Source organism: Cupriavidus sp. 8B (genome assembly GCF_054589115.1).
Genome location: NZ_BAAILO010000539.1, coordinates 1 through 23,706, shown reverse-complemented (window position 1 = coordinate 23,706; position 23,706 = coordinate 1). Strand labels below are relative to the sequence as shown.

24 protein-coding genes, 1 tRNA gene and 2 riboswitches are annotated in these 23,706 nt (G+C 66.4%); of the genes, 14 read left to right on the top strand and 11 right to left on the bottom strand.

The features are described from left to right. Positions 1 to 15 precede the first annotated feature (15 nt). The 3 genes from gcvH to ACYP5B_RS47695 all read right to left on the bottom strand — a co-directional run bounded on the left by gcvH (position 16) and on the right by ACYP5B_RS47695 (position 2,298). Positions 16 to 396, bottom strand: a complete 381-nt coding sequence (gene gcvH / locus ACYP5B_RS47705) for a glycine cleavage system protein GcvH (protein WP_006157271.1) — start codon at positions 394 to 396, stop codon at positions 16 to 18. A gap of 104 nt (positions 397 to 500) precedes the next feature. After that, complete coding sequence (gcvT, locus tag ACYP5B_RS47700) at positions 501 to 1,640, bottom strand: glycine cleavage system aminomethyltransferase GcvT (protein WP_459574373.1); 1,140 nt, start codon at positions 1,638 to 1,640, stop codon at positions 501 to 503. A 99-nt stretch (positions 1,641 to 1,739) separates the two neighbouring features. Next, a riboswitch (glycine riboswitch) is annotated at positions 1,740 to 1,890 on the bottom strand. 21 nt (positions 1,891 to 1,911) lie between these two features. Beyond that, positions 1,912 to 1,999, bottom strand: a riboswitch (glycine riboswitch). Positions 2,000 to 2,067: 68 nt separating this feature from the next. Further along, complete coding sequence (locus tag ACYP5B_RS47695) at positions 2,068 to 2,298, bottom strand: hypothetical protein (RefSeq protein ID WP_400091721.1); 231 nt, start codon at positions 2,296 to 2,298, stop codon at positions 2,068 to 2,070. Between the two features lie 241 nt (positions 2,299 to 2,539). Here ACYP5B_RS47695 and ACYP5B_RS47690 point away from each other — a divergent pair, with 241 nt between their 5' ends. Then, the gene (locus ACYP5B_RS47690) at positions 2,540 to 4,645 is read left to right on the top strand and encodes a UvrD-helicase domain-containing protein (RefSeq protein WP_267604753.1); all 2,106 of its coding nucleotides are present in this window, start codon (positions 2,540 to 2,542) and stop codon (positions 4,643 to 4,645) included. A 265-nt stretch (positions 4,646 to 4,910) separates the two neighbouring features. Here the strand turns inward: ACYP5B_RS47690 and ACYP5B_RS47685 are convergent, their stop codons facing one another. Together ACYP5B_RS47685 and ACYP5B_RS47680 are read right to left on the bottom strand one after the other, a co-directional pair. Further along, positions 4,911 to 5,672 carry a dioxygenase family protein gene (locus ACYP5B_RS47685; RefSeq protein WP_459574372.1) on the bottom strand — a complete coding sequence of 254 codons (762 nt, stop codon included), beginning with the start codon at positions 5,670 to 5,672 and terminating at the stop codon, positions 4,911 to 4,913. Continuing rightward, positions 5,662 to 6,294, bottom strand: a complete 633-nt coding sequence (locus ACYP5B_RS47680; RefSeq protein WP_459574370.1) for a hypothetical protein — start codon at positions 6,292 to 6,294, stop codon at positions 5,662 to 5,664. Before ACYP5B_RS47680 ends, ACYP5B_RS47685 begins: the two co-directional genes overlap by 11 nt. 420 nt (positions 6,295 to 6,714) lie before the next feature. Between ACYP5B_RS47680 and ACYP5B_RS47675 the strand changes: the two genes are divergently transcribed. Next, positions 6,715 to 7,446, top strand: a complete 732-nt coding sequence (locus tag ACYP5B_RS47675) for a response regulator transcription factor (RefSeq protein ID WP_318236615.1) — start codon at positions 6,715 to 6,717, stop codon at positions 7,444 to 7,446. Then, entirely contained in the window at positions 7,418 to 8,596 is a 1,179-nt protein-coding gene (locus ACYP5B_RS47670; RefSeq protein WP_459574368.1) for an ATP-binding protein, read from the top strand. The genes ACYP5B_RS47675 and ACYP5B_RS47670 overlap by 29 nt, the downstream gene beginning before the upstream one ends. Before the next feature lie 31 nt (positions 8,597 to 8,627). On the opposite strand, the gene ACYP5B_RS47665 is transcribed toward ACYP5B_RS47670, so the two are convergent. After that, positions 8,628 to 9,770, bottom strand: a complete 1,143-nt coding sequence (locus ACYP5B_RS47665) for an ABC transporter substrate-binding protein (RefSeq protein ID WP_459574366.1) — start codon at positions 9,768 to 9,770, stop codon at positions 8,628 to 8,630. Positions 9,771 to 10,157: 387 nt separating this feature from the next. Here ACYP5B_RS47665 and hemN point away from each other — a divergent pair, with 387 nt between their 5' ends. Continuing rightward, a complete protein-coding gene (gene hemN / locus ACYP5B_RS47660; RefSeq protein ID WP_459574388.1) occupies positions 10,158 to 11,570 on the top strand; it encodes an oxygen-independent coproporphyrinogen III oxidase in 1,413 nt (470 codons plus the stop codon). 595 nt (positions 11,571 to 12,165) lie between these two features. Then, positions 12,166 to 13,311: an IS1595 family transposase gene (locus ACYP5B_RS47655; protein WP_459574364.1), complete on the top strand. Its 1,146-nt coding sequence runs from the start codon at positions 12,166 to 12,168 to the stop codon at positions 13,309 to 13,311. Positions 13,312 to 13,922: 611 nt separating this feature from the next. On the opposite strand, the gene ACYP5B_RS47650 is transcribed toward ACYP5B_RS47655, so the two are convergent. Then, positions 13,923 to 14,831 carry a c-type cytochrome gene (locus tag ACYP5B_RS47650; RefSeq protein WP_459574362.1) on the bottom strand — a complete coding sequence of 303 codons (909 nt, stop codon included), beginning with the start codon at positions 14,829 to 14,831 and terminating at the stop codon, positions 13,923 to 13,925. A 388-nt stretch (positions 14,832 to 15,219) separates the two neighbouring features. On the opposite strand from ACYP5B_RS47650, the gene ACYP5B_RS47645 reads away from it, so the two are divergent. Then, positions 15,220 to 15,295, top strand: a tRNA-Arg gene (locus ACYP5B_RS47645). Positions 15,296 to 15,342: 47 nt separating this feature from the next. Here ACYP5B_RS47645 and ACYP5B_RS47640 read toward each other — a convergent pair. Further along, a complete protein-coding gene (locus ACYP5B_RS47640) occupies positions 15,343 to 15,555 on the bottom strand; it encodes a hypothetical protein (RefSeq protein WP_459574360.1) in 213 nt (70 codons plus the stop codon). Further along, positions 15,556 to 15,684 carry a hypothetical protein gene (locus tag ACYP5B_RS47635; RefSeq protein ID WP_459574358.1) on the bottom strand — a complete coding sequence of 43 codons (129 nt, stop codon included), beginning with the start codon at positions 15,682 to 15,684 and terminating at the stop codon, positions 15,556 to 15,558. A gap of 59 nt (positions 15,685 to 15,743) precedes the next feature. On the opposite strand from ACYP5B_RS47635, the gene ACYP5B_RS47630 reads away from it, so the two are divergent. From ACYP5B_RS47630 to arfB, 5 genes are all read left to right on the top strand, one after another. Then, on the top strand, positions 15,744 to 16,109 hold the full coding sequence (locus tag ACYP5B_RS47630; RefSeq protein ID WP_459574356.1) for a hypothetical protein: 366 nt from the start codon (positions 15,744 to 15,746) through the stop codon (positions 16,107 to 16,109). 247 nt (positions 16,110 to 16,356) lie between these two features. Beyond that, positions 16,357 to 16,722, top strand: coding sequence for a hypothetical protein (locus tag ACYP5B_RS47625; protein ID WP_459574386.1), 366 nt, complete (start codon positions 16,357 to 16,359; stop codon positions 16,720 to 16,722). A gap of 21 nt (positions 16,723 to 16,743) precedes the next feature. After that, a complete protein-coding gene (locus ACYP5B_RS47620) occupies positions 16,744 to 17,163 on the top strand; it encodes a hypothetical protein (protein ID WP_459574354.1) in 420 nt (139 codons plus the stop codon). 52 nt (positions 17,164 to 17,215) lie between these two features. Further along, entirely contained in the window at positions 17,216 to 17,653 is a 438-nt protein-coding gene (locus tag ACYP5B_RS47615) for a lytic transglycosylase domain-containing protein (RefSeq protein WP_459574385.1), read from the top strand. A 54-nt stretch (positions 17,654 to 17,707) separates the two neighbouring features. Further along, on the top strand, positions 17,708 to 18,112 hold the full coding sequence (gene arfB / locus ACYP5B_RS47610) for an alternative ribosome rescue aminoacyl-tRNA hydrolase ArfB (RefSeq protein ID WP_174426883.1): 405 nt from the start codon (positions 17,708 to 17,710) through the stop codon (positions 18,110 to 18,112). Positions 18,113 to 18,160: 48 nt separating this feature from the next. On the opposite strand, the gene ACYP5B_RS47605 is transcribed toward arfB, so the two are convergent. Then, on the bottom strand, positions 18,161 to 19,537 hold the full coding sequence (locus tag ACYP5B_RS47605) for a sensor histidine kinase N-terminal domain-containing protein (protein WP_459574353.1): 1,377 nt from the start codon (positions 19,535 to 19,537) through the stop codon (positions 18,161 to 18,163). After that, a complete protein-coding gene (locus ACYP5B_RS47600; protein WP_400091758.1) occupies positions 19,534 to 20,202 on the bottom strand; it encodes a response regulator in 669 nt (222 codons plus the stop codon). Before ACYP5B_RS47600 ends, ACYP5B_RS47605 begins: the two co-directional genes overlap by 4 nt. Before the next feature lie 246 nt (positions 20,203 to 20,448). Here ACYP5B_RS47600 and ACYP5B_RS47595 point away from each other — a divergent pair, with 246 nt between their 5' ends. The 3 genes from ACYP5B_RS47595 to ACYP5B_RS47585 are packed head-to-tail and all read left to right on the top strand — an operon-like array spanning position 20,449 to position 23,205. Next, complete coding sequence (locus ACYP5B_RS47595; protein ID WP_459574351.1) at positions 20,449 to 21,456, top strand: ABC transporter substrate-binding protein; 1,008 nt, start codon at positions 20,449 to 20,451, stop codon at positions 21,454 to 21,456. Positions 21,457 to 21,514: 58 nt separating this feature from the next. Then, positions 21,515 to 22,312, top strand: coding sequence for an ABC transporter ATP-binding protein (locus tag ACYP5B_RS47590; protein WP_400091760.1), 798 nt, complete (start codon positions 21,515 to 21,517; stop codon positions 22,310 to 22,312). Positions 22,313 to 22,341: 29 nt separating this feature from the next. Then, positions 22,342 to 23,205 carry an ABC transporter permease gene (locus ACYP5B_RS47585; protein ID WP_267604729.1) on the top strand — a complete coding sequence of 288 codons (864 nt, stop codon included), beginning with the start codon at positions 22,342 to 22,344 and terminating at the stop codon, positions 23,203 to 23,205. Positions 23,206 to 23,706: the final 501 nt, after the last annotated feature.

Below are 23,706 nucleotides of genomic sequence, written 5' to 3'. Positions count from 1 at the left end.
AATGACGGTCTGGCATCAGGCGCCGACGTTGGCTTTGTAGGCGTCGGCCGACATCAGGCCGTTCACGTCGTCGCTGTTGGCCGGCTTGAGCTTGAACAGCCAGGCGTCGAAGGCGTCGGCATTGACGCTTTCCGGCGCGGCGGCGGCGGCATCGTTGATGGCGATGACTTCGCCAGCCACCGGGGCGTAGATGTCGGATGCGGCCTTGACCGATTCCACCACGGCCAGCGCGTCGCCGGCGCCGACCGACTTGCCCACTTCCGGCAGCTCCAGGAAGACGATGTCGCCCAGCGCGTCCTGCGCGTGGTCGGTGATGCCGATGGTCAGCGTGCCGTCGGCTTCGACGCGCACCCACTCATGGGACTCGGTGTATTTCAGGTCGGCGGGGAAATTCATGGGATTGCTCCAGATTCAATTTGTTTTTCAGCGCCAGCCGGGCGGGGGGTGTCGATCGTCGATCGGGAAACCGCCGGCAGGCGCGCTGTGACCGGTGCGAGCGTTCAGCTCACGAGTGCCTTGCCATTGCGCACAAACGGCAGTTTAACCACAGTCGCGGCGAGTTTGCGGTCGCGGATCTCGACCTGCACCTCGGCGCCGACGGCAACGTCGAGCGGCAGGCGGGCAAAAGCGATGGATTGGCTGAGCGAGGGGCTGAAGGTGCCGCTGGTGATTTCGCCTTCGCCGGCCGGGGTGATGACCTTCTGGTGGGCGCGCAGCACGCCGCCCGCCTTTCCGTTGGCCGGACGCAGGATCAGGCCGACGAACTGCTGGGTCTTGCCGCCGGCGACCAGGGCCGCCTTGCCGGTGAAGTCCCGTTCGCTTTGCAGGTCCACGGTCCAGGCCAGGCCGGCGTTGAGCGGCGAGGTGTGGATATCCATGTCCTGGCCGTACAGGTTCATGCCGGCTTCCAGGCGCAGCGTGTCGCGCGCGCCCAGGCCGGCGGGGCGAACGCCCTCGGCGATCAGCTTTTCCCACAGGCCGGCCACGTTCTCGGCCGGCACTACCAGCTCGAAACCGTCTTCGCCGGTATAGCCGGTGCGTGCCACCATGACTTCGCCGAGGGCGGGGTCATGCACCACCACGGCGTTGAACGGCTTCAGGGCTTCGCTGGGCTGGGTCGAGGGGAAAGCGCTCCACACCTTGGCGCGGGCGTTGGGGCCTTGCACGGCAACGATGGCCAGCGGGGCCGCGCCGTCGGGCGCATTGTCGCCCCGGCGCGGCGTGATCTTCACGCCGCTATTGGTGGCGGCGTTGCGTGCGGCGATCCATTCGATATCGTTGTTCGCGGTGCCGGCGTTGACCACCAGGCGGAAGTGGTCCTCGGCGAAGAAATAGACGATCAGGTCGTCGATGACGCCGCCCTTTTCATCCAGCATGCAGGAGTACAGCGCCTTGCCCGGCGTTTGCAGCTTGTCGACATTGTTGGCCAGCAGGCCGCGCAGGAAGGGGCGCACATTGGCGCCCTTGAGGTCGACCACGCACATGTGGGAGACGTCGAACATGCCAGCATCGCTGCGCACGGCATGGTGTTCCTCGATCTGGGAGCCGTAGTTGACCGGCATGTCCCAGCCGCCAAAGTCGACCATGCGGGCGCCGAGGGCGCGGTGGATGGCGTTGAGGGGCGTGGCCTGGAGCGTCATGGAATCCTCGGGGGAAGGCAAATCTCGGTTCGAAAACGAAAAAAGGGCCATCCACCGCAGGATTCGGCGCGCCATGGCGCTGCCAAATCCGCTGCGGCGGATGACCCCTCTGTCCTCGATACCTGAGAGATTACAAGGCGGATCCCGGTTGCTGGAAACCCAAACCTTGCGCGCCCCTTCGGTGGGCACGCTCACCATGGCTGTCGATGGAATCGATCAGTGGCGGGTGCCGCTCTCCAGAGTACGGCGTGCATCGTGTGCATGTTGCAAGCCGATCCAACCAGTCCATGGTGCCTGAGAGTTTTCGGGTGATACCCCTTCGGCGGCGCAAGATATGCGCGCTCTCCCGGTCAGATGCGCGCAATTTACGGGAGCGTCCTGGCTTTGTCAACGCACCCGGCCGGCGTCGCTGTCCTGCTGCGGTGCACTACCGCCCGCGATGGTTGGGTGTCGTAACGTTACCGATGACACCGCCTACCGCGGCGCCGCCCAGGGTGCCTAGTGCGTCACCGCCCGTCAGGACTGCGCCACCCACTGCGCCAACGCCAGCACCGATTGCGGTGTTTCGCTGCTTTGGTGTCATATCGGCGCAGCCCGCCATGCCAGCTACCGCGATACCGATCAAGACCGCCTTGCTCAGGGAATGCAGGGTGTTCATGATTGCCTCCAGCGTGTTTGCCCCCAACGTATGGTGAAGTGCATCCGGCACGGCTCACACTCTGGCCGGACATAGAAATTAGACGTGCCAGAAAGGCCGCGGCTCCCGGGCTTACGAAGTGTTACGTGCCGGTGAGTACACTCTTTTCCGTCCAAGGCCCGGCCATGGCCGCGTGTTAACATCCAGCCTCCGCCCAGCAATCGCGCATGCCGCGTTGCGCATCCGTCATTACCCGCCTCGCATGACCCACGGACTCAACCCTGCCCAATCCGAAGCCGTTCGCTACCTCGACGGCCCCTGCCTGGTACTCGCCGGCGCCGGCTCGGGCAAGACCCGGGTGATCACACAGAAGATCGCTCACCTGATCGAGGACAAGGGCTTCCAGCCCAAGCACATCGCCGCAGTGACCTTTACCAACAAGGCCGCCAAGGAGATGCAGGAGCGCATCGCCAAGCTGATGGAGGGCAAGACTACGCGCGAGGGCAAGCGCATCCCCATCAAGCAGATCACGGTCAGCACGTTCCACTCGCTGGGCGTGCAGATCCTGCGGGCCGAGGCGGAGCACGTGGGGCTGAAGCCGCGTTTCTCGATCATGGACTCCGACGATTGCTTCGGCATGGTGCAGGAGCAGCTTGCCTCCACCGACAAGAAGCTGATCCGCAGCGTGCAGAGCACCATCTCGCTGTGGAAGAACGGCATGGTCGATCCCGAGACCGCCATCGCCCAGGCCGACAATCCCGACGATCACCAGGCCGCGCTGATCTACCGCAACTACGTGGCCACGCTGCACGCCTACCAGGCGGTGGATTTCGACGACCTGATCCGCCTGCCGGCCGAGCTGTTCGCGCGCAACGAGGAAGTGCGCCTGCGCTGGCAGAACCGGCTGCGCTACTTCCTGGTGGACGAGTACCAGGACACCAACGCCTGCCAGTACCAGTTGCTCAAGCAGCTCGCCGGCGGCTCGCACCTGCGCGCGCCGGCCTTCACCGCGGTGGGCGACGACGACCAGGCCATCTACGGCTGGCGCGGCGCCACGCTGGACAACCTGAAGCTGCTGCAGACCGATTTCCCCGACCTGAAGGTGGTCAAGCTGGAGCAGAACTACCGCTCCACCGTGCGCATCCTGGAGGCGGCCAACGCGGTCATCTCCAACAATCCCAAGCTGTTCGACAAGAAGCTGTGGAGCGAGCACGGCATGGGCGACCCCATCGCCGTCAACCCGATGAACGATGAGGAGCACGAGGCGGAATCCGTGGTGTTCCGCCTGTCCGCCCACAAGTTCGAGCGGCGCGCGCAGTTCCGCGACTACGCCATCCTGTATCGCGGCAACCACCAGGCGCGGCTGTTCGAGCAGATCCTGCGCCGCGAGCGCATTCCTTATGTGCTCTCGGGCGGGCAGAGCTTCTTCGACAAGGCCGAGATCAAGGACATCTGCGCCTACCTGCGCCTGATCGCCAACCCGGACGACGATCCTGCCTTCATCCGCGCGATCACCACGCCCAAACGCGGCGTGGGCAACACCACGCTGGAAGTGCTGGGCACCTTCGCCGGGCAGGCCAAGGTTTCACTGTTCGAGGCGGCCATGATGGGCGGCATCGAAGGCAAGCTGCAGCCGCGCCAGCTGGAGCCGCTGCGGGTGTTCTGCGAGGCCATGGTGCGCCTGGCCGGGCGCGCGGCCAGCGATCCCGCCACGCAGGTGCTTGACGACATGATGGAAGGCATCCACTACGAGGCCTACCTGTACGACACCTTCGACGAGCGCCAGGCCCAGTCGCGCTGGACCAACACGCTGGAATTCCTCGACTGGCTCAAGCGCAAGGGCACCAAGCCGGAAGCCACGGGCGAGGCGGAAGAGGCTACCGGCTTCGACACCGCCGACGGCTTCGGCGACGAGGGCAAGAACCTGCTGGAGCTGACCCAGACGGTGGCGCTGATGAGCATGCTCGAAGGCCGCGAGGAAGATCCCGACGCGGTGCGTCTGTCGACGCTGCACGCCTCCAAGGGGCTGGAATATCCGCACGTGTTCCTGGTCGGCGTGGAAGAGGGCATCCTGCCCCACTGCCGCGAAGACGAAGACATGAGCGACGAAAAGATCGAGGAAGAGCGCCGCCTGATGTATGTGGGTATCACGCGAGCCCAGCGCAGCCTGCACCTGAGCTGGTGCAAGAAGCGCAAGCGCGCCCGCGATACCTATTCGTGCGAGCCCTCGCGCTTCATCGGCGAGATGAAGCTCGAGGAGGCGCCCGCGATCAAGGACGAAACGCCCGCCATGAGCCCCAAGGACCGCCTGGCCGGGCTCAAGGCCCTGCTGGGAACGCCCGGCGCGCCAGGCAAGAACCCGGCATGACCGGCGCCGGCATGGCGTGCCGTGCCCCATGCCGGTGCCGAACGTACAAAGTCGATACATTGGCCTACAAGGGCGACATGACCCCCGCCCGATGTCCGTCTAACATCGCCGGTGCCTGGCCCGAAGTACTGGACCAGGTGCCGCGTCGTTCCGTCCCTTCGGAGCGGCGTGGCCGGGCATTACGCCCGACTTCTTCCCTGTTCAGCGCCTCCGCACCTTAAGTCCGGGGGCGTTTTTTTTAGGGATCCGCCAGATCCTGTGGCTGTCAGGCGCGCGCGATGCCCAGGGTGAATTCGCCTTCCAGCGTGCCGGCCGCGTCCCGCAGGCGGCGTACCCGCAGCAGGTTGGGGCGCGCGCCGGCGATGCCGTCCTGTGCGTTTTGCACTGGCGAAGCGCCCCGCGCGCGATACGCGGCATGCTGGAGGTGCACCTCGCGGCTGAGGGCGTCGTCGAAGAACAGCTGGGTGGTCAGCACCTCGGTCTTGCCGAGATGGATCTTCAGGTGGATATGCACCGCGCGCGGCCCGTACCAGCCCGGGTAGATCGTCAGGAATTGCGTGGCGCCATCGGGGCCGGTGGGCTGCAAGCCGCGCAGGAAGCGGGAGGCGCTGGCGGGCACGGCGGGCATGCCGGCACCACCCGGGCCGGGGCCGCCCGCAGGCGGCGGCGGCATGCCGCGCTGGTCGTAGCCGCTGTAGCTGCCGCCGGCATCGCAATGCCAGATGCTGGCCAGCGCGCCGGCCACGGGCGCGCAGCCGCGGTCGGTGTCCACCACGACCAGCCTCAGCCGCAGCAACTGGCCCGGCCGGCCATCGCGGATATCGCGGCGCACCAGCGCCTGGTCGATATAGAACGGGCCCTCGGTCATGGCCGGCGTGAGCAGGCAGGCGGCGGGTTGCGCGGCGGCATCACCCGCCAGCCCCATCAACCCGGCGCCGAGGGATCCTCCCAGAACGCCGCCGAGGAAGCGGCGGCGGCCTGCGTTTTCCGCGAGCGGGCCTGCGTGGTCGAGGGGCTTATTGGGCATCTGGCACTCCTGGTCGGTGAGGTTCCGCAGCGCCGGGTACGCCGAACGGGCCGTTCGCGCCGAAGGCGCAGGGCATGGGCGCCGGTCCGTGGCCGGGCATCGGGCCTGCCATGGCGCCGGGGAACGGGTGGGGACCGGGGCCGAACGGGCCCGGCGGCGAGCCCGGCATGCGACCCTCCGGCATGTCGCGCAGGCGCATGCGCTGGCCGGCATCCAGGCTTTCTTCAAACGCGATCCAGCGATCGCGCGCGGCGCGGCGATCCTTGTCGAGCGCGTCGTGCAGGCGGTCTTCCCGCTCCGCGCGGGCGCGCAGCGACGGCTCGGGCCCCTCCGACAGAGCGGGGCCGCCACCCTCGCGGATAAAGCGTGCCTGCAGTTCCAGCGCGTGCGCATGCGCTTCCCGCGCGGCGGCCCGGGCGGCTTGCCAGAGGGCGGCCTGGGCAGGCGTGAGCGCCAGCGCTTCGGGCAGCGATGCGGGTGCCGCCGGCTGGCCGGGGCCGGCAACGGCCGGCGCGCTGGTCTGCAGCGCGTGCGCCGGCAGCGTCAAGGCGCAGGCGCCGCACAGCACGGCGAGGGACGGCAGGGAACGCAGTCGGGGCAGCAAGGCTTGGGGCTGGGTCACAAGGATTCTCCATGGAGGTCATGCGGGGAGAGGCCCGGGATCGCCGACGTGATGCCGATGGCTTCAAGCATAGCGGGGCGCCGGGCTGCCGTTGCCTGCTTGTCAGGAACTTGCAGGCACAAAAGCGGCGGGATAACGACATGACATCTTAGAAAGGCTAGCCCCCTGTTGCTTGAGCGCTTGGTCAGCACGCGCAAGCAATGCCGTACAAAGCGAGTCCCCGGGGCGGGCCGCTTTGTATCAAGCCCGGTACAAAGCGGCCACACCCTGCCTATCGGGCCGTCAAGCCGGGCTGGTAGAGTCAATCCCTGGCGGCGGCCGCCTGCCGGGCCGCCCCGATCCGCTTCCATACCGAAGCAAACCTGCCGCCGACATGCCATACGCCACGCGGCAAACCACTGCAAAGCACGACGAAACCCGATGGACCATTCTCCCGCCACGCCCCTTCATTTGCTGATCGTCGACGACGATCCGCAGATCCGCTCCATGCTGGCCGAGTATCTCGCCACCTTCGGCATCGAAGCCGATGGCGCCGAGGGCGGCGCCGCCATGCGCGCCGCCATGGCCACGCGCGACTACGACCTGGTGGTGCTCGACCTCTCGCTGCGCGGCGAAAACGGCCTGGCGCTGTGCCGCGAGATCCGCGAGCGCGGCGACCTGCCGGTGATCATGCTCACCGCGCGCACCGAGCTGGCCGACCGCGTGGTCGGGCTGGAGGTGGGCGCCGATGACTATGTCACCAAGCCCTTCGAGATGCGCGAGCTGGTGGCGCGCATCCACACCGTGCTGCGCCGCACCCGGGGCGGCGGCGTGAAGCGCCCGGCGGCGGTGGGCGGCCACGAACTGCGCTTTGGTAGCTGGCGCCTCAACACCACGCTGCGGCAGCTGGTGGACGGCGAGGAAACCGTGGTGCCGTTGTCCAATGCTGAATTCCGGCTGCTGCTTGCATTCATCGAACATCCGAACCGCGTGCTCGATCGCGAGCTGCTGATCAATCAGGCGCGCGGCCGCGATCTCGATGTCTTCGATCGCAGCATCGACCTGCTGGTCTCGCGCCTGCGCCAGAAGCTGCGCGACGATCCGCGCGACCCGACGCTGATCCGTACCGTCCGAGGCGAGGGCTATGTCTTCACCGGCGCCGTCGAAGCCTGAGCGCGCGGGCTGGGTGGCCCGCCACGACTCCATGTTCATCCGGCTGTTCCTGGTGATGGCCGCGATCATGCTGGCCGTGCACCTGCTCGGCGTGACGGTCATCGAGAGCGTGTTCCCGCGCCCGGGGCATACCGGATTCAGCTTCGCCCCCGGTGACGAGCTTCCGCCTGGGCCGCCTCCGGGCGAAGAGGGGCAGCGGGGCGAGCCGCCGCCGCCGCCGCCGGATGCCGGGGCGCGCGCGGACAACGGTGAAAGCGGCGCTCCCGTGCCGCCCCACCGCCAGCGCCGCACGCATGGTCTGGGGCCACCCCGCCTGGGGCTGCTGTTCCAGCTTGCCGCCATCGTGGCCGCGTCATGGGTGGGCGCGCGCCTGCTGGCCAGGCCCGTCCAGCGCCTGGCCAGCAGCGCCGGCCGGCTTGCCCAGGACGTGCATGCCCCGCCGCTGGACGAAGACAGCGGCCCGGCCGAGGCCCGCGCCGCGGCCAAGGCCTTCAACCACATGCAGCAGCGCATCCGCACCCAGCTGGCACAGCAATCGCGCTTCCTGGCCGCCGTGTCCCACGACCTGCGCACCCCGCTCACGCGCATGAGCCTGCGCATCGAAGGCGTCGACGACAACCGGGTCCGCTATCGCCTGCGCCAGGACCTGGCGGAGATGAACGGGCTGATCGATGCCACCCTGTACTACCTGCGCGAGCGCGACGGCGCCGCCGCGCCGCGCCAGCGGGTGGATGTGCATGCCTTGCTGCAGGCTGTGGTAGACGATGCCACGGAGATCGGCCAGGACGTCACCCTGTCCGGTGACGCCGAGCCGCTGCTGGCCTATCCGGCCGAACTGCGCCGGGCCGTGGTCAACCTGGTAGAGAACGCCCACCGCTACGGCGGCAGCGCGCGCATCGAGCTGGCCGACAGTGCCGAGCGGGTGGTGATCGATGTGTGCGACAACGGCCCCGGCATCCCGCCGGAGGAGATGGCGCGCGTGCTGGAGCCGTTCTATCGGCTCGAATCCTCGCGCAACCGTACCACCGGCGGGGTCGGCATGGGCCTGTCGATCGCCTCGGATATCGTCTCGCGCCACGGCGGCGAGCTCAGCCTGGCCAACCGCCCGGAGGGCGGCCTGCGGGTGCGCATCGTACTGCCGCGCGCCTGAGCCGCGCGCGGCCCGGTGCCCGCGCTACCGCTCACCGTGCCGTGCCGCCGCCCATCGCCGCGAGCTGCACATACTGCGAGCCGCGCGTGCCGTGCGTGAAATCCAGCACGAAGTCGCCCACGTCGACGCGGGCCTGCAGCGCGCGCCGCAGGTCCGCCGGGGTTGCCCCGCGCGGCCCGGACAAGGCCGTGCGCACCAGCCAGGCCGCGCCGATGTAGCCGGCCAGCGTGGCCGGCGAGGCGGGCTCGTCCAGGAACTGCTTCATCCGGCCCACATGCTCCTTGACCACGCGCAGGGTCAGATCCTGCGGGCCCGGGGCGATCTGGGTCAGCACGATGCCGCCGTTGTAGCCGGCGCCAAGAATCTCCCGCGCCGCCAGCGAATTGACCGCGGACAAGCCCACCAGGAAGCCGTACCAGCCCCGCGCCGCCAGCGCGCGGCCGAGATTGCCGTAGGTCAGCGTATCGCCCGCCACGATCACCGCGGCCGGGCGCGCGGTGGCGATGCGCTGCGCCAGCGCGGCAGCCTCGTTGCCTCTTCCGGCGTCCAGCGTGAGGACCTGCAATCCGGTCTCCTGGTCGACCTGGCGCCGCCACGGCGTGCCGCTCGCCAGGCTGCCGGCCGCAAAATCCGGCGCCACGGCCAGCACCAGCTGCTTGAGGCCATAGCTGCGCAACTGCCGAATGGCCGCGTCCAGCTCGGTACGGTAGTCGGCCCGGGTGTACCAGACGTGATCCGCCGAGAGCGACAGCCCCGACAACGGCGCCACGATCTGCACGCCGCGCCGGGCCAGTTCGGGCGAGGCGGCCAGCACCGGTAGCAGGGCGTCGCTGGGACCGAACAGCAATTCAGCCCGCTCGCCGTCGACCAGCGACAGCGCCTGCGCGGTGGCCGCGCGCGGATCCGCGTCGACCTCGCGCACCACATGCACTACGCGCGGCTCGCGCGCGCCGGCGTTGGCCGCGTCGAACATGACCTTGGCCCCCGCCAGGTAGTCGCGCGCGAGGTCGGCCTGGGCGCCGCCGCGGTCCACCAGGTGGCCGATCACCAGCGCACGCCGTGGTGGCGACTGCGCCAGCAGGGAGGCGGGCGCCATCATGGCGCTGCCAAGTGCGGCCAGGACCCGGCGGCGCGGCAGCCGCGCCGGGGTGGCAATCAGGGAAGAAACTTGCATGGGAACCCGCGAGGCCAGGTGCAGAGGAATTGCGTGATTGGGAAGAGCGCCGCGCAGCCTACCCGGCCCAGGTGACACTGGCATGACGCGGGGCATGCCCCCGCCGCGGCGCGCGGCGTGTCAAGGGCCGCGGCTTGACCCCGGTCAACGCAGGCGCGGGCGGCGCGCCCTACGATGAGCCATCGAATCCACGACGAAGGCCGCCCCATGGCTGCAACTGCCCCCGCCCCGTTCTCCAACGCAATGTCCATCCCCATCGCCGCGTCGAGCCCATCCCCTGCCTGCAGCGGCAAATGCGGCGCCGCCTGCACCGGCAAGTCGGCGGCACGGGCCGCGGCGGCGCCGGACCGGCACGCCTTGTCGGACTTTCGCGCGCTGGCGGCCCGCATGGATGTCAACGGCCCGCGCTACACCTCGTATCCGACGGCGGACCGCTTCCACGGCGGCTTCGGCGCGCAGGACTACCGGCAGGCGCTGGCCGATTGCGCCACCAACGCTACCAACGCTACCAACGCCGCCGCGCCGCTCTCGCTGTACGTGCACGTGCCGTTCTGCGAGAACATCTGCTACTACTGCGGCTGCAACAAGATCATCACCAAGGACCACCGCCGCAGCGCCCGTTACGTGGACTACCTGGCACGCGAGATGGCGCTGGTGGCCCAGCAGCTCGGTGCGCGGCGCGAGGTGGTGCAGTCGCACTGGGGCGGCGGCACGCCGACCTTCCTCGATCCCGCAGAGATGCGCCGCGTCATGGACGCGCTGCACCAGCACTTCCGCCTGCTGCCCGAGGGCGAGCACGCCATCGAGATCGACCCGCGCCGCATCGGCGACGCGCAGATGGCGCTGCTGGCGGAGCTCGGCTTCAACCGCATCAGCCTGGGCGTGCAGGATTTCGATGCCGAGGTCCAGCGCGCCATCCACCGCGTGCAATCGCTGGCCGAGACGCAGTCGGTAGTCGACGCCGCGCGCCGGCTTGGTTTCCACTCGGTCAGCATGGACCTGATCTACGGCCTGCCGCACCAGACCACGGCGCGCTTTGCCGCCACGGTCGAGCAGGTGCTGGCGATGCGCCCGGACCGGCTCTCGGTGTACAGCTATGCACACCTGCCGCATGTGTTCAAGCCGCAGCGGCGCATCGACGAACGCGCGCTGCCGGCCGCCGCCGAAAAACTCGACATCCTGGTCGGCACCATCGGGCAGCTCACCGCCGCGGGCTACGTCTACATCGGCATGGACCACTTCGCGCTGCCGGACGACGCGCTCGCCGTGGCCCAGCGCGAGGGCCGGCTGCAGCGCAACTTCCAGGGCTATTCCACCCACGCCGGCCATGACCAGCTTGGCTTCGGCGTCTCGTCGATCGGCGCGGTGGCGGGCCGCTACGTGCAGAACGCCCGCACGCTGGATGACTACTACCGTGGCCTCGACGCCGGCGTGCTGCCGGTGATGCGCGGCTTCGCCATGCGCAATGAAGATCACTTGCGGCGCGATGTCATTGGCGCCCTGATGTGCAATGGCGTGCTGGACGTGGCGGCGGTCGAAGCGCGTCACCGCATCGATTTTGCTGCGCATTTCGCGGCAGAGCTTGCGGAACTGGCGCAGCTGGCCGAGGACGGGCTGGTGCGTTGCGAGCCCGGCCGCATCGAGGTGACCCCGCTGGGGCGCTTGCTGGTGCGTCGCCTGGCCATGGTGTTCGACGGTTTCCTGCGTGAGGATGGCCGGCGGATGGAGCCGGTTGCCACCCGGAGCGCTGATGTAGGTACGCCGCTGCCGATGCCAACGCGCTACTCGCGGGTGGTTTAAGTCACCGGAAACGGCCTTATGTAGGAGTTGGGCCAACAGCCTACTAATGTTGTCGGTTCAGCGCCGAAGCCAGAGGTCCGCGAATGGCGAAGCCTATACTTTTGGTCGCTGAGCATTCATTACCGAGGTCCAAGTGCAAACACCACGAACCAAACACTTTTCGCTGCCGTTCGAAATCGAAATTGAGGTGAGCGCCGGAAAAGCCAACATTGAGTCGGAGCTTGGGCGAGCTATCCCAGGCCCCCCGGATAACTCTATCGAGAATGCTCGTGTTGTCGGCGTCATTGAGGGGATGGAACAACTTCTGATGTCGTTAGCGCTGGCTGGGATTGATTTGTCGGCCCCTGAGTTCTCGGCTGCGCTACGGGACTGCGTGGCGAGGCTGCAGGCTTGATACTCCAGCGTCACAGCCAATGGAGTAGAGGCCTGGAGTCACCAAAATGTGATTAATAGTCCGCGTTCGCGCGGGCTTTTGTCTCTTGGCTGATTAGCGGCTAGCATTGAAGGGCTCGCATTGAGCAGAGAGTGTCACCCTTCACAAGCAGAAATCTAAGCCGTGGTGACTGTACCAATTAGGTTATCAATTGGAACAGGCATGGCGGCTCATCCTTTCCTGACGGCGCGGTTTCGTACGCTTGCGGGAAATATCTTCGAATCCTTGAGGGGCAATCCGGACGCGCAAGAGCGGTATTTTGCCGACCTGCGCTGGCGTCGTGTCGGCGGTTCCTTCGACTGCCCTGTCTGCCCGAAGTGCGGCGATATCTCATCGGCCCACCGGCGAGAAAAGCCAGCCTGCGAAAATCATCGTGGACGCTGGCGTTGCTCTAGCTGCCGGGCCCATTTCTCTGTTATCTCGGGAAGCATCTTTGCCAACTGCAAGCTGCCGTTGTCATTGATTCTTAAGGCGATTTACTACTTTGTGACCACCTCAAAGGGCCGTAGCGCGGTTGACCTGTCGCATCACCTGAATGTGAGCTACAAGACTGCGTTTGTGCTCTTGCACAAGATTCGCTGCGCCATCTGTATGGGCTATGACTTCTCACCCTTGGAGGGCGAGGTCGAGATTGACGCGTGCTGGGTGTTCAAATACGTGCGGCCCGAACGAGAGCATACAAAGAAGGGGCGGAAGACCAGCGCAGGCAAGACGAACCCAAATAAGCAGGCAGTCCTCGTGCTGCGCCTGCAAGGCGGCCGACGGAAGGGCGCGGTTCGGACACTGCCAATTCCCATAAAGGCAGAAGACGAGGCGACTGTGTTGGAAATCGTTCGTCGGTTCGTGAGGCCGGGCTCAGTGGTTTACACCGACCAGGCCGCTGCTTACACAAGCCTGGCAGCGGAATACGAGCTTAGGCCTGTGAACCACAGCGTGGAATATGCGACCGAACAAGGGTGGAACCAGAACCAGGCAGAGAGCTACTTCAACCGGTTCCGTTCGATGATGCGTGGCATTTACCTGAAGGCGACGCCCAAGTACCTCCTGTACTACGCGATGGAGTGCGCTTGGCGGGAAGATAATCGGCATCCTGTCGGCGGGCTCCAGGAGCGGCTAAACGTCGCGCTAAGGGCAATTGGCCTGGGCCAGCACGCGGAGCCGTTCGTAAAATACTGGGGCGACAAGGGCAGACCTGAGTCTGCCCTGACGAAACTAAAGCGGTGGATTCGCCGAAGGCCCACTAAGCCACAGGAAAGCTGGACGGCAGCGCAGACAGACGACGGGCTACAGCGGGCGTTGTGGCCGTAAGCTTCAATTGCCAACTCACTTCGCTAGTCTCCTGTGACGTAGTTCGTCGCTCGACCAGTCCTTTTTTCTCATATTCCCGGAGACGGTGCTTCACTCGCCGCCGAAACTCTTCGCGCTCCGCCATCGACGGTAGGACGATGTCCTTCGCGTTGAGAATGTGGGCAACTATCTCCATGGTGGTCGCTGGCTTTCCTTCTTGGCGACGGAGGTAGTCCAGAATCATGCGAGCGCGTTCGCCATAGGCGAGAGACCCATCTTTGGGCTTGCTTGGTGCGCGAGGGGGTAGTGCCGGGACGAGCTCGCCGTCCGCCAGTTCAGGCATGACAATTCTGAATGCGGCGAGTTTTTCCTCAATCGCCCTGATTTCCGCCTGACAGCGTTCAACTTCCTTGCGTAGTCGCAGTAGCTGTCCTTCTAGCCTTGAAACCTTGATAGCTGCGGTCTTGGCTGCCTGGATTCCCACGTTTGCCCCCAGATTAGTGATGAGCTAAGTCTAGGGAGCCGAAGGGCCGGCTTCGCTATCGGAGGCTGGCCCAACTCCTACATAAGGCCGACCGGAAAACAAAAAGCCCGCGGCATGCCGCGGGCTTTTTTGCTGAGAGTGCTTGGGCTTACTTCGAAGCGTTGGCCATGTAGTCCACTGCGGCCATCACGTCGGCGTCCGGGCCGGCGTAGCCACCCTTCGGCGGCATCACGCCCTTGCCCTTCAGGGCGAAGGCGTGCACGGCGTCCATGCCTTCCTTCAGGCGCGGTGCCCAGGCGGCCTTGTCGCCCAGCTTCGGCGCACCGGCAACACCCGCTGCGTGGCAGGCGGCGCAGACTTGGTCGTAAACCTTCTTGCCCACTTCTGCGGAAGCCGGCGCAGCGGCTGCAGCAGCCGGTGCGGCAGCGGCGGCGGGGGCAGCTGCGGGAGCGGCCGGAGCAGCGGCGGCGGGGGCAGCTGCGGGAGCGGCCGGAGCAGCGGCAGCGGCAGGCGCCGCAGCCGCTTCCGAAGCAGCAGCCGTAGCCGGAGCGGCGGGTTCCGGGAACTTGGCGCCACCGGCGTCGGCCATGTAGACCACGGCGCGGCCGAGTTCGTAATCGCTGTAGTCGTCGGCGGTGGTGCCGGCACGGGCTTGCATGGCGCCCTTGCCGTGCAGCACGGAGTTCAGCAGGCCGGCAAAGCCCTGGCCGATGCGCGGAGCCCAGTCGCCGGCGGTGCCGTACTTGGGCGCGCCGGCAGCACCGGTGGCGTGGCAGGCGGCGCAGACTTCCTTATAGACCTGCTCGCCCGTCTTGTAGACGCGCGGTGCGTTCGGGTCCTTCAGTTCGAGCGAGGCGACCGGCTTGATGCGGTCATTGACGGCTTCCGCGGTAGCGGTTGCGCCCGCACCTTCCTTGGCACCGTGTCCGACAAAGTTGACCAGCAGGATGATCACGATGATTGGCACCAGGAAGGCGGCAATCACCACAGCGATCAGCTGCTTGGGGGTCTTGATGGGAGACTCGTGTTCGTCTTGTGCGTTGTGGACGTCGCTCATACTCAACTCTCAATTTTGCAGGAAACCTGTGGCCGCTCGCGATCGGCTGCTTATGTGGCCGCTTGCTCGGTGGCCAATTTCCCCTGGCCAATTGCGCGCATCGGACTATTATCCGGTGCCAACTGCCCCGAAACGGGCCAGCCGGCAGGGCGCGGCACCATCATCCCCGGATCTGATGTGGACGTTGCGCAGCCCCGTTTTTACACAAATAACTCGCGATTATAGCCTCAAAGACCTACCGCATGGAGGCAAAAGCGGCTTGCAAGAGACGTCATCAGGCCGCACTTTTCAGCCTGCCGTGGACGTCTCCCGCCAAACACGGTATCCTATCGGACTTTCCGGCAGCGGCACTCGCGCGCTGCCCGTGTTGTACCTCGTCATACCCTGTGCGCCCGTAGCTCAATGGATAGAGTACTGCCCTCCGAAGGCAGGGGTTGCTGGTTCGATCCCAGCCGGGCGCACCAAAATTCCCAGTTGAATCAGTTACCGCTCAGCAGCAGTCAGATACCGCTCAGTCAGGCTCGATGTCCGCGTTGACGTCATTCAGGACGTAGCCGCCGTCATTGATGTCGAAGACGTCACTTGGCAGCGGCCCGATGGCAATGGCGGTCGTACGCCAAATCACATGGCCTTGCTGGTCCAGCATCAGCAACGGCAGGCAAAAACGCTCGCTCCAGCACACGGCGTTGCCGCCTCGCCAGCCTCCAGCACGTACCAGTTGCACCTATCGATCGATCCGCGTGTGGATCTTCCGCTGATGGTCCAGTACCGACATCGACCATCCGGCAGAGCCCGCGGGCCGGGTGATGAAGCTGTCCACGTCCTGGTCGGAGCGCCGGCGCAGGCGCAGCATGCCTTCACGCCAGACTTCCGGCCGGTGTCGCTGCCGGCGCTGGCGTAGCTGACCTGGATATGAAGAACACTGGGTTCTCCCCGGATATCGAACACCTGATCAAACTGCCGAAGATGCGCCCTCAGATGCGGCGGCTACCCACGTTTCGCTGCTCCCTGCTCGTGCTGTCGGGACACCAAGCGCGGTTCGCGTCCGACGTGCAGAACCAGATCACGAACAGGTCGGACTTCTTCCTCGGCTGGTTCGAACGTCACCTGTGCGCACGTTGTGCCGTTGATACAGCCCCAACGCGCCTCGGTACATTCCGGGTAGCGGCGGGACCGCTGCGGGTGGTTTCCGGCGGCGCGGGCGGTGTGGCGCAAGGCGCATTTATAAATTGCGCCGGGCGGCCTGTCGAGCACGTGGCTTGGGCGAATGTGCCATGACCGGCTCGTAGCCGCGCCCGGGCGCTTTACGGCTGCCTGGCGGGAGGGACTGTCAATCAGCAAACAGAAGCGCTTTTCACCCTTAATTGCGCCTTTTCGCCCGGTCGGCCCAATGCGTAAATAGCCCGCATCAAACGCCTCGGGAAGCCATTCCATGTGCAATATCGCAGACAAAGCGCCCCGCGAACGGGCCTGCCGGGCACTTGCTCATTCGCGGCTGCCGGGCGCGTTGGCAAGGCGCCTGGCGATGCCGCTGGCGGGCGCGGCAGCGCTGCTAGTGCTGGCAGGTTGCGCCCAACTGCCTGCCTTCACGGCGGCGCAAGCACCGGCGCCGGAGAGCGCGATTGCGAGTTTTGTGATCCCGCCGGACGCGCTTGGCGCGCGCGATGCGCAACTCGCGGGCGTGCTCGCCAAAGCGGGGGCGCTGGCGGCCCGGCAGAAGCAGCCGGCCACCATCGTCGTCACCGCGCTTGGCCAGGATCTGCCCTACCTCAACCAGGCGATCTGGAAAGGCGTGCCGGCACAGCGAAGCGCCGCGGTCCACCTCGAGAACCTGACGGCCGGCGCAAGCCAGCCGTACAGCGTCACCATCAAGACGGCGCAATCGCAATAACGCAATAAGGAGCCGCAGCCGATGCACCGCCTCACCCTGTTCGCAGCCAGCCTGTCGCTGGCCATGCCGGCCTTTGCCGCCGAGCCTGGCGCCGATGCCCGTCCTGTCTTGTCTGCAGCCGCAGCCGCAGCCGCGCCTGCGGCGGACAAGGTCTACCCACCCCTGCCTTCGCTGGCCATGTTGCCGCCCGCGAGCGGCAATGACGAGCTCAGCGCGCCGCACGTGGGGCACACCGCCAGGGCCAGGATGAAAGCGCCGCCCGCGCAGGAACGCAAGAGCCTCGCGCCCGTAGTGCGGCTGGTGGTCTCCGACGCCTCGCGTGCGTACCTGGACAAGATCGCACATCAGCTTGACCAGGCCCTGCAGCAATCGTCCCCGCCCGGCCCGGTGGACGATCGTCGCCAGCGTCTGGCAAGCGAGGGCGTCAATCGTGTCCGCTAACGCGCAGAGGAAGCCAGCCGGCACGCGACCGCGCAGCGGGCATGCCGGCACGCTGGCCGGCTGCGTGCTGGCGTTGTCGGTGTTGCTGTTTCATGGCGCCGCCCGCGCGCAGGATTGCTTCGAGGAGGCGGGCACCTACCAGGGCGTCAATCCTTCGGTGTTGCGCGCCATCGCGTGGTTCGAATCGAAGGGGGATCCCGCCGCGGTGAACCGCAATGCGAACGGGTCGATCGACGTTGGGCAGTTGCAGATCAACTCGGTGCATTTCAGCGACCTGGCACGCCAGGGCGTGCCGAGCCGCGCGCTGACCGATTCATGCGTCAACGTCTATGTCGCCGCCTGGCTGCTAAAGCAAAAGATGGTGAAGCATGGCAACACCTGGCGCGCCATCGGCGCCTACCACTCCGAATCGCCAAGCCAGCGCGACGCTTACGCGCGCAGCATCCAGCGGATCCTGGTGGCCTGGGGCGAGCTGCCGTCGGCCCGCTAGCACACGGCTAGCGCATGGGAGCAGGCCGCACCGGCCCTTGCTATCATGCGACCCATGCTGCCCGACATCACCATCCCCCACACCGAATACGAGATCACCGCGATCCGCGCGCAAGGCGCCGGCGGGCAGAACATCAACAAGGTGTCCAACGCGGTGCACCTGCGCTTCGATGTCCGTGCCTCCTCGCTGGAGGAAGGGCACAAGGCGCGGCTGCTGCAACTGCATGACCACCGCATCACGCGCGATGGCGTGGTGGTGATCAAGGCGCAGCAGCACCGCAGCCTGGAGATGAATAGGGAAGAGGCGGTGCAGCGCCTGCACGACCTGGTGCGCAGCGTGGCCACGCCGCCGCGCACGCGCCGTCCCACGCGGCCCACCTTCGGCTCGAAGATGCGGCGCCTCGAAGGCAAGAGCCAGCGCAGCCAGGTCAAGGCGCAGCGCGGCAAGGTGGTGGACTAAGGGCGACGCTTCAGTGCCGACATCGGTGTCCTGCACCGGCGCCGGCACTCAGGCGGCCAGGGGCAGGCGCACCGTCAGCGTGACGCCGCGCCCGCCGATGCCCGCGCTCAGGCTCACCTGGCCTTGCGCCGTCAGCACGATCTCCTTGACGATGGCAAGCCCCAGGCCGCTGCCTTCCTGGTTCGGCAGCGCGTTGCGATAGAAACGATCGAATACCTTGGGCCGCGCTTCAGCGGGAATGCCGGGGCCGTTGTCGCTCACCGCGAGGACGGCGCATTTCGCCTCGAGCGTCAGGGCCACGGTGACCTGGCCTTGCGCCGGCGTGTAGCGGATCGCGTTGTCGACCAGGTTGGATACCACGGCCGCCATCATCCACTCGTTGACGCCCACCCGCGCACTGCCGACCGCCAGCTCGGCGCCCAGGTCGATGCCCTTGCGCTGCGCCAGCACCACCATGTCTTCCAGCACGGCGGTCACCAGCGGCACCAGGTCCGCGCCTTGTTGCGCGGCACCGGCACTGCGCGCGGCTTCAGCCTGCGACAGCAACAGCAGCTTGTTGGCCAGGTTGGTCATGGCCTGCGTGCTGGTCTCCATCGAGCCGAGGATCTCGCGCAGCCTCGCCTCATCGTCCACCCGCGCGGCAAACTCCAGCTGCGCCCCCAGCACCGCGAGCGGGGTGCGGATCTGGTGCGCGGCATCGGCGATAAAGCGCTTTTGCTGGCGCACATATTCGTTCAGGCGCTGGATGCACTGGTTGATCGCCTCGACAATGGGCCGCAATTCCTGCGGCAGGTCGATTGCGCTCACCGGTACCAGATCCATCGGGTCGCGTCCCGCCACTTCGTCTTTCACGCGCAGCAGCGGGCTCAGTTCCACCGTGAGCCCGATCATCACCAGCCCCACTGCCATCAGCAGCATCACCACCTCGCGCAGCAGCGCCGGCATGCGCAGGCTGCGGACCAGCTCGTGGTTGCCGATCAGCGTCTGCCCCACGGTGACGGTGACCTTGCGGGCCTCTCCGGAGTCGAACATCGTGCGGGTGGCTTGCACTACCCGCACCGGCTGCGACTGAAACTGCGAAGAGTAGAACACGGGGCTGGAGGCGCCCGCCATCGGCGGTTGCTCGAACCGCGGATTACCGGCCAGGATCCGGCCGCGATCGTCGACCACATTGTAGAAAACGTGGTCGCCATAGGGCGAGTCGAACAGAGACAGCGCCGACGGTGGCACCTGCACCGTGATGCGCCCGTCCGCCCACGCGATATGGCCCGCGATGACATCGGCCGAAGCCTGCAGCGCGCGGTCCTGCACACGGTTTGCGGTATCCGCCGCACTCAGGTAGGCGGCGTAGCTGCTGATGCCGACAAAGGCCGCCAGCGGCACCAGCAGCCATAGCAGCAACCGTACCCGCAGGCTGTGGATCATTGCTTTTGCTGCAGCAGGTAGCCCAGGCCGCGCAGCGTCATGATGGTGGCCTGGCAGCCCTCGAGTTTCTTGCGGATGCGGTGGATATAGATCTCGATGGCGTCCTCGCTGGCCTCCTCGTCGAGCGAGTACACGCCCGACATGAGGCTTGCCTTGGACACAGTCTTGCCTAGCCGCATCATCAGGATTTCCAGTGCGGTGTGCTCTTTCAGCCGCAACGAAAGCAGCTCCCCCGCCACGTAGAACTGCCGCGTGTCGGTGTTGTAGGTGAGGTCGCCGCAGGCCAGCTCGGCTTGCTTCTCTCCGGTCTGCCGCCGCGCCAGGGCCTTGATGCGCGCGACCAGTTCCCGCACTTCGAAAGGCTTGACGAGGTAGTCGTCGGCGCCCAGGCCGAGGCACTCCACCTTCTCGTCGACCGATGCGCTTGCGGTCACCACCAGCACCGGGACGTTGTTGCGGCGCGAGCGCAGCCGGCGCAACACGCTCTTCCCGGCCAGCCGCGGGATCTGCAGGTCGAGCAGCACCACGTCATAGCTCTGCGTCTGCAGCAACTGATCGGCGTACTCGCCGTCCAGCGCGGTATCGACCATGAAGCGCTCTTCCTTCAACAGCCTCGCCAGCCAGTGGATGAGCGAAGCGTTGTCTTCGATCAGCAATACCTTCATGAACCACTCTGGTGAGGACCTACAGTTACCGGGGTCTCCTTTTACCACTGCCCGCGCCGCCGCAGGACACCACACCGTATCGGGATATTCCCTGAGATGCGGCGAAAGCTGCGTGAAGGTTTGCGCTGCCTAGAATGATTCGAACCCCGCGCTATGGCCTCGGCGAGCGCGGAGGCGTCCCATCACCAGAGCCCAATAATGGCCCGGCCACCAAGACCTGGCGCCAGCAAAACAAGGGAGACAAAGATGAATGCATACAGGAAGGGCGCGCTCGCAGTTGTCTTTGCAGCACTTGCGGTCGCGCACACGGCGCAGGCGGCCGATGGCAAGCTATCGATCATGGTGGGCGGCGCGACCAAGATCATCTACCTGCCGGCCAGGCTGACCGAGCAGCTGGGCTACTTCAAGGAAGAGGGGCTGGACGTCGAGATCCTCTCGCAACCGGCCGGGGTCGACGCCGAAAACGAACTGCTGGCCGGCGCGGTGCAGGGCGTGGTGGGCTTCTACGATCACACCATTGACCTGCAAAGCAAGGGCAAGGAAGTGGAGGCCGTGGTGGTGTTCGGCAAGGTGCCGGGCGAGGTGGAGATGGTGGCCACGCGCGCGGCCGGCCAGATCAAGAGCATGGCCGACGTGAAAGGCAAGACGCTAGGTGTGACCGGCCTGGGCTCGTCGACCAACTTCCTGACGCAGTACCTGGCCTTCAAGGCGGGCGTGGCGCCCAGCCAGTACACGGTACTGCCGGTCGGTGCCGACAACAGTTTCATGGCCGCGATACGCCAGAGCCGCATCGATGCCGGCATGACCACCGAGCCCACCATCTCGCAATTGCTCAAGACCGGCGAGGCGCAGGTGCTGGTCGACATGCGCACGGCCGAGGGCACCACCCAGGCGCTGGGCGGGCTCTACCCGGCCTCCAGCCTCTATATGCAGCGCGCCTGGGTGGAGGGGCACAAGGAGCAGGTGCAGAAGCTGGCGCGTGCCTTCGTCAAGACCATGCGCTTTATCAAGACCCACAGCGCCGAGGAGATCGCGCAGAAGATGCCCAAGGACTACTACGGCAGTAACCGCGAGCTCTACGTCAAGGCCCTGGGCGCCTCGCTGCCCATGTTCACGGACGACGGCAGGATGCCCGCCGGCGGCCCAGAAACGGTGCTCAAGGTGCTCGCCTCGTTCGATCCGACTGTCAAGGGCAAGCACATCGAACTGGGCCGCACGTTTACCAACGAGTTCGTCGACCGCGCCGCCAAGTAAGGCGCCAGGCGAACAACCGGTCCGCGCCGCCGGCGCGCGCGGACTGCAAGGAACCCTCATGACCAATACCGTACCGCAAGACGTGCCGGCCATCGAATTCGAGCGTGTCTCCTGCCGCTTTATCGCGCCCGATGGCACTGCCACCGTGGCTTTGCGCGACTTCTCCATGCGCGTGGGCAAGGGCGAGTTCGTCGCCATCGTCGGACCGACGGGATGCGGCAAATCGACCACGCTGAGCCTGATCACCGGCTTGCTCAAGCCGAGCACCGGCGAGGTGCGGCTGATGGGCAACCGCGTGACCGGCATCGATCCTCGCATCGGCTTTGTGTTCCAGGCCGACGCGGTCTTCCCGTGGCGCTCGGTGCTGCACAACGTGGCGGCGGGGCCGCTGTTCCGCGGCGCCGGCCGCGACCAGGCCTATGGCCTTGCCGAACAATGGGTGCGCAAGGTCGGGCTGGCCAAGTTCAGCAACCACTACCCGCATCAGTTGTCGGGCGGCATGCGCAAGCGCGTGGCGCTGGCGCAGACCTTCATCAACAACCCGCAGATCCTGCTGATGGACGAGCCATTCAGCGCGCTGGACATGCAGACCCGCACGTTGATGCAGGACGAGTTGCTGCAGCTCTGGTCGCAGAACGCCGGCTCGGTGGTGTTCGTCACGCACGACCTGGAAGAAGCCATCGCCATGGCCGACCGGGTCTTCGTGCTGACCGCGCGTCCGGCCACCCTCAAGCGTGTTTACGAGATCGACCTGCCGCGCCCGCGCGTGACTTCGGAGATCCGCTACGAAAAGCACTTTGTCGAACTGTCGCGCGAGATCTGGGCCGATCTGCGCGAGGAAGTCCACATCGACTGATGCGGCACCGCCAACCGTAGCCAATGCCAATGCCAATACCAATGAATATGGAAGCAAACACGGCCCTTGCCGACGAACTCGACACCTTTGAACGGGAAGCCCGGCTAGCCATGCGCCGGCGCCGCCAACTGATCATCACCCTGCGCATCGCCTTGCTGGTGGTGGCGCTGGGCGGCTGGGAGCTGGCGGGCCGGCTGCACTGGATCGACCCGTTCTTCTTCTCCATGCCCTCGCTGATTGCAGAGCAGATCTACGACTGGTTCGTCAACGGTACCTCGCAGGGCCCGCTGCTGGAGCAGGTGGCGGTCACGCTGGAAGAGACCGGGCTGGGCTTCCTGATCGGCTCGGTCGCTGGCGTGATCTGCGGCATCGTGCTCGGGCGCAACAAGCTGCTGGCCGATGTGTTCAGCATCTACATCCAGATTGCCAACTCCATCCCGCGCGTGGTGCTGGGCTCGATCTTCGTGATCGCGCTGGGCCTGGGCATGGCCTCCAAGGTGGCGCTGGCGGTGGTGATGGTGTTCTTCGTGGTGTTCGGCAATGCCTTCCAGGGCGTGCGCGAGGCCGACCGCTACCTGATCGCCAATGCGCAGATCCTCGGCGCCTCCAAACGGCAACTGACTTTTGCCGTGGTGGTGCCGTCGGCATTGAGCTGGATCCTGGCCAGCCTGCACGTCAGCTTTGGCTTCGCGCTGGTCGGTGCCGTGGTGGGCGAGTTCCTGGGCTCGAAGCAGGGCATCGGCCTGCTGATCGCCACCGCGCAGGGCGCCTTCAATGCCAGCGGCGTGTTCGCCGCCATGATCGTGCTGGCCGTGGTAGCGCTCGCCGCGGATTTCCTGCTGACCACGCTGGAAAACCGCCTGCTCAAATGGAAGCCGGGCAACCTGGCCTGAGCTTTGTTTCGCGGCGCGCCGCAATAGCGCTACGCACGCGCCGGGACGCTATCTCCCTTGCCCACGCCGACTCCCCGTCGGCGTGGGCCTTTTTGCTTGGTTCGCCGGATTTCCTGCGAGCGCCCGCCCTCTCCACCGGCCCCTCTCCCACAAGTGGGAGAGGGGAGCAGACCAGTGGCACTGAACGGAGCCGACGGATGGGCCAACACCGCACGCCATGACGACGGCCGTCGCTCCCTCTCCCCTCAGGGGGAGAGGGGTGGCTTAGCAAGGAGCCACTTGAAGCGAAGCCCGTGGTGTTTTCCAGCACGCGGGCATAACCAGCGCCCACCCTCTCCCCCCGGCCCATCCCCCACAAGTGGGCGACGGCAGCAAACCTGAAGCACGGAACGAAGCCGCCAGAACAAAAAAACCCGGCTTGTGGCCGGGACAAGGAAAGTTCGGAGCCAGGCCCGCGCCGCGAGGCACGGGACCGATGCAAATGGGATCAGAAGCGCGTGC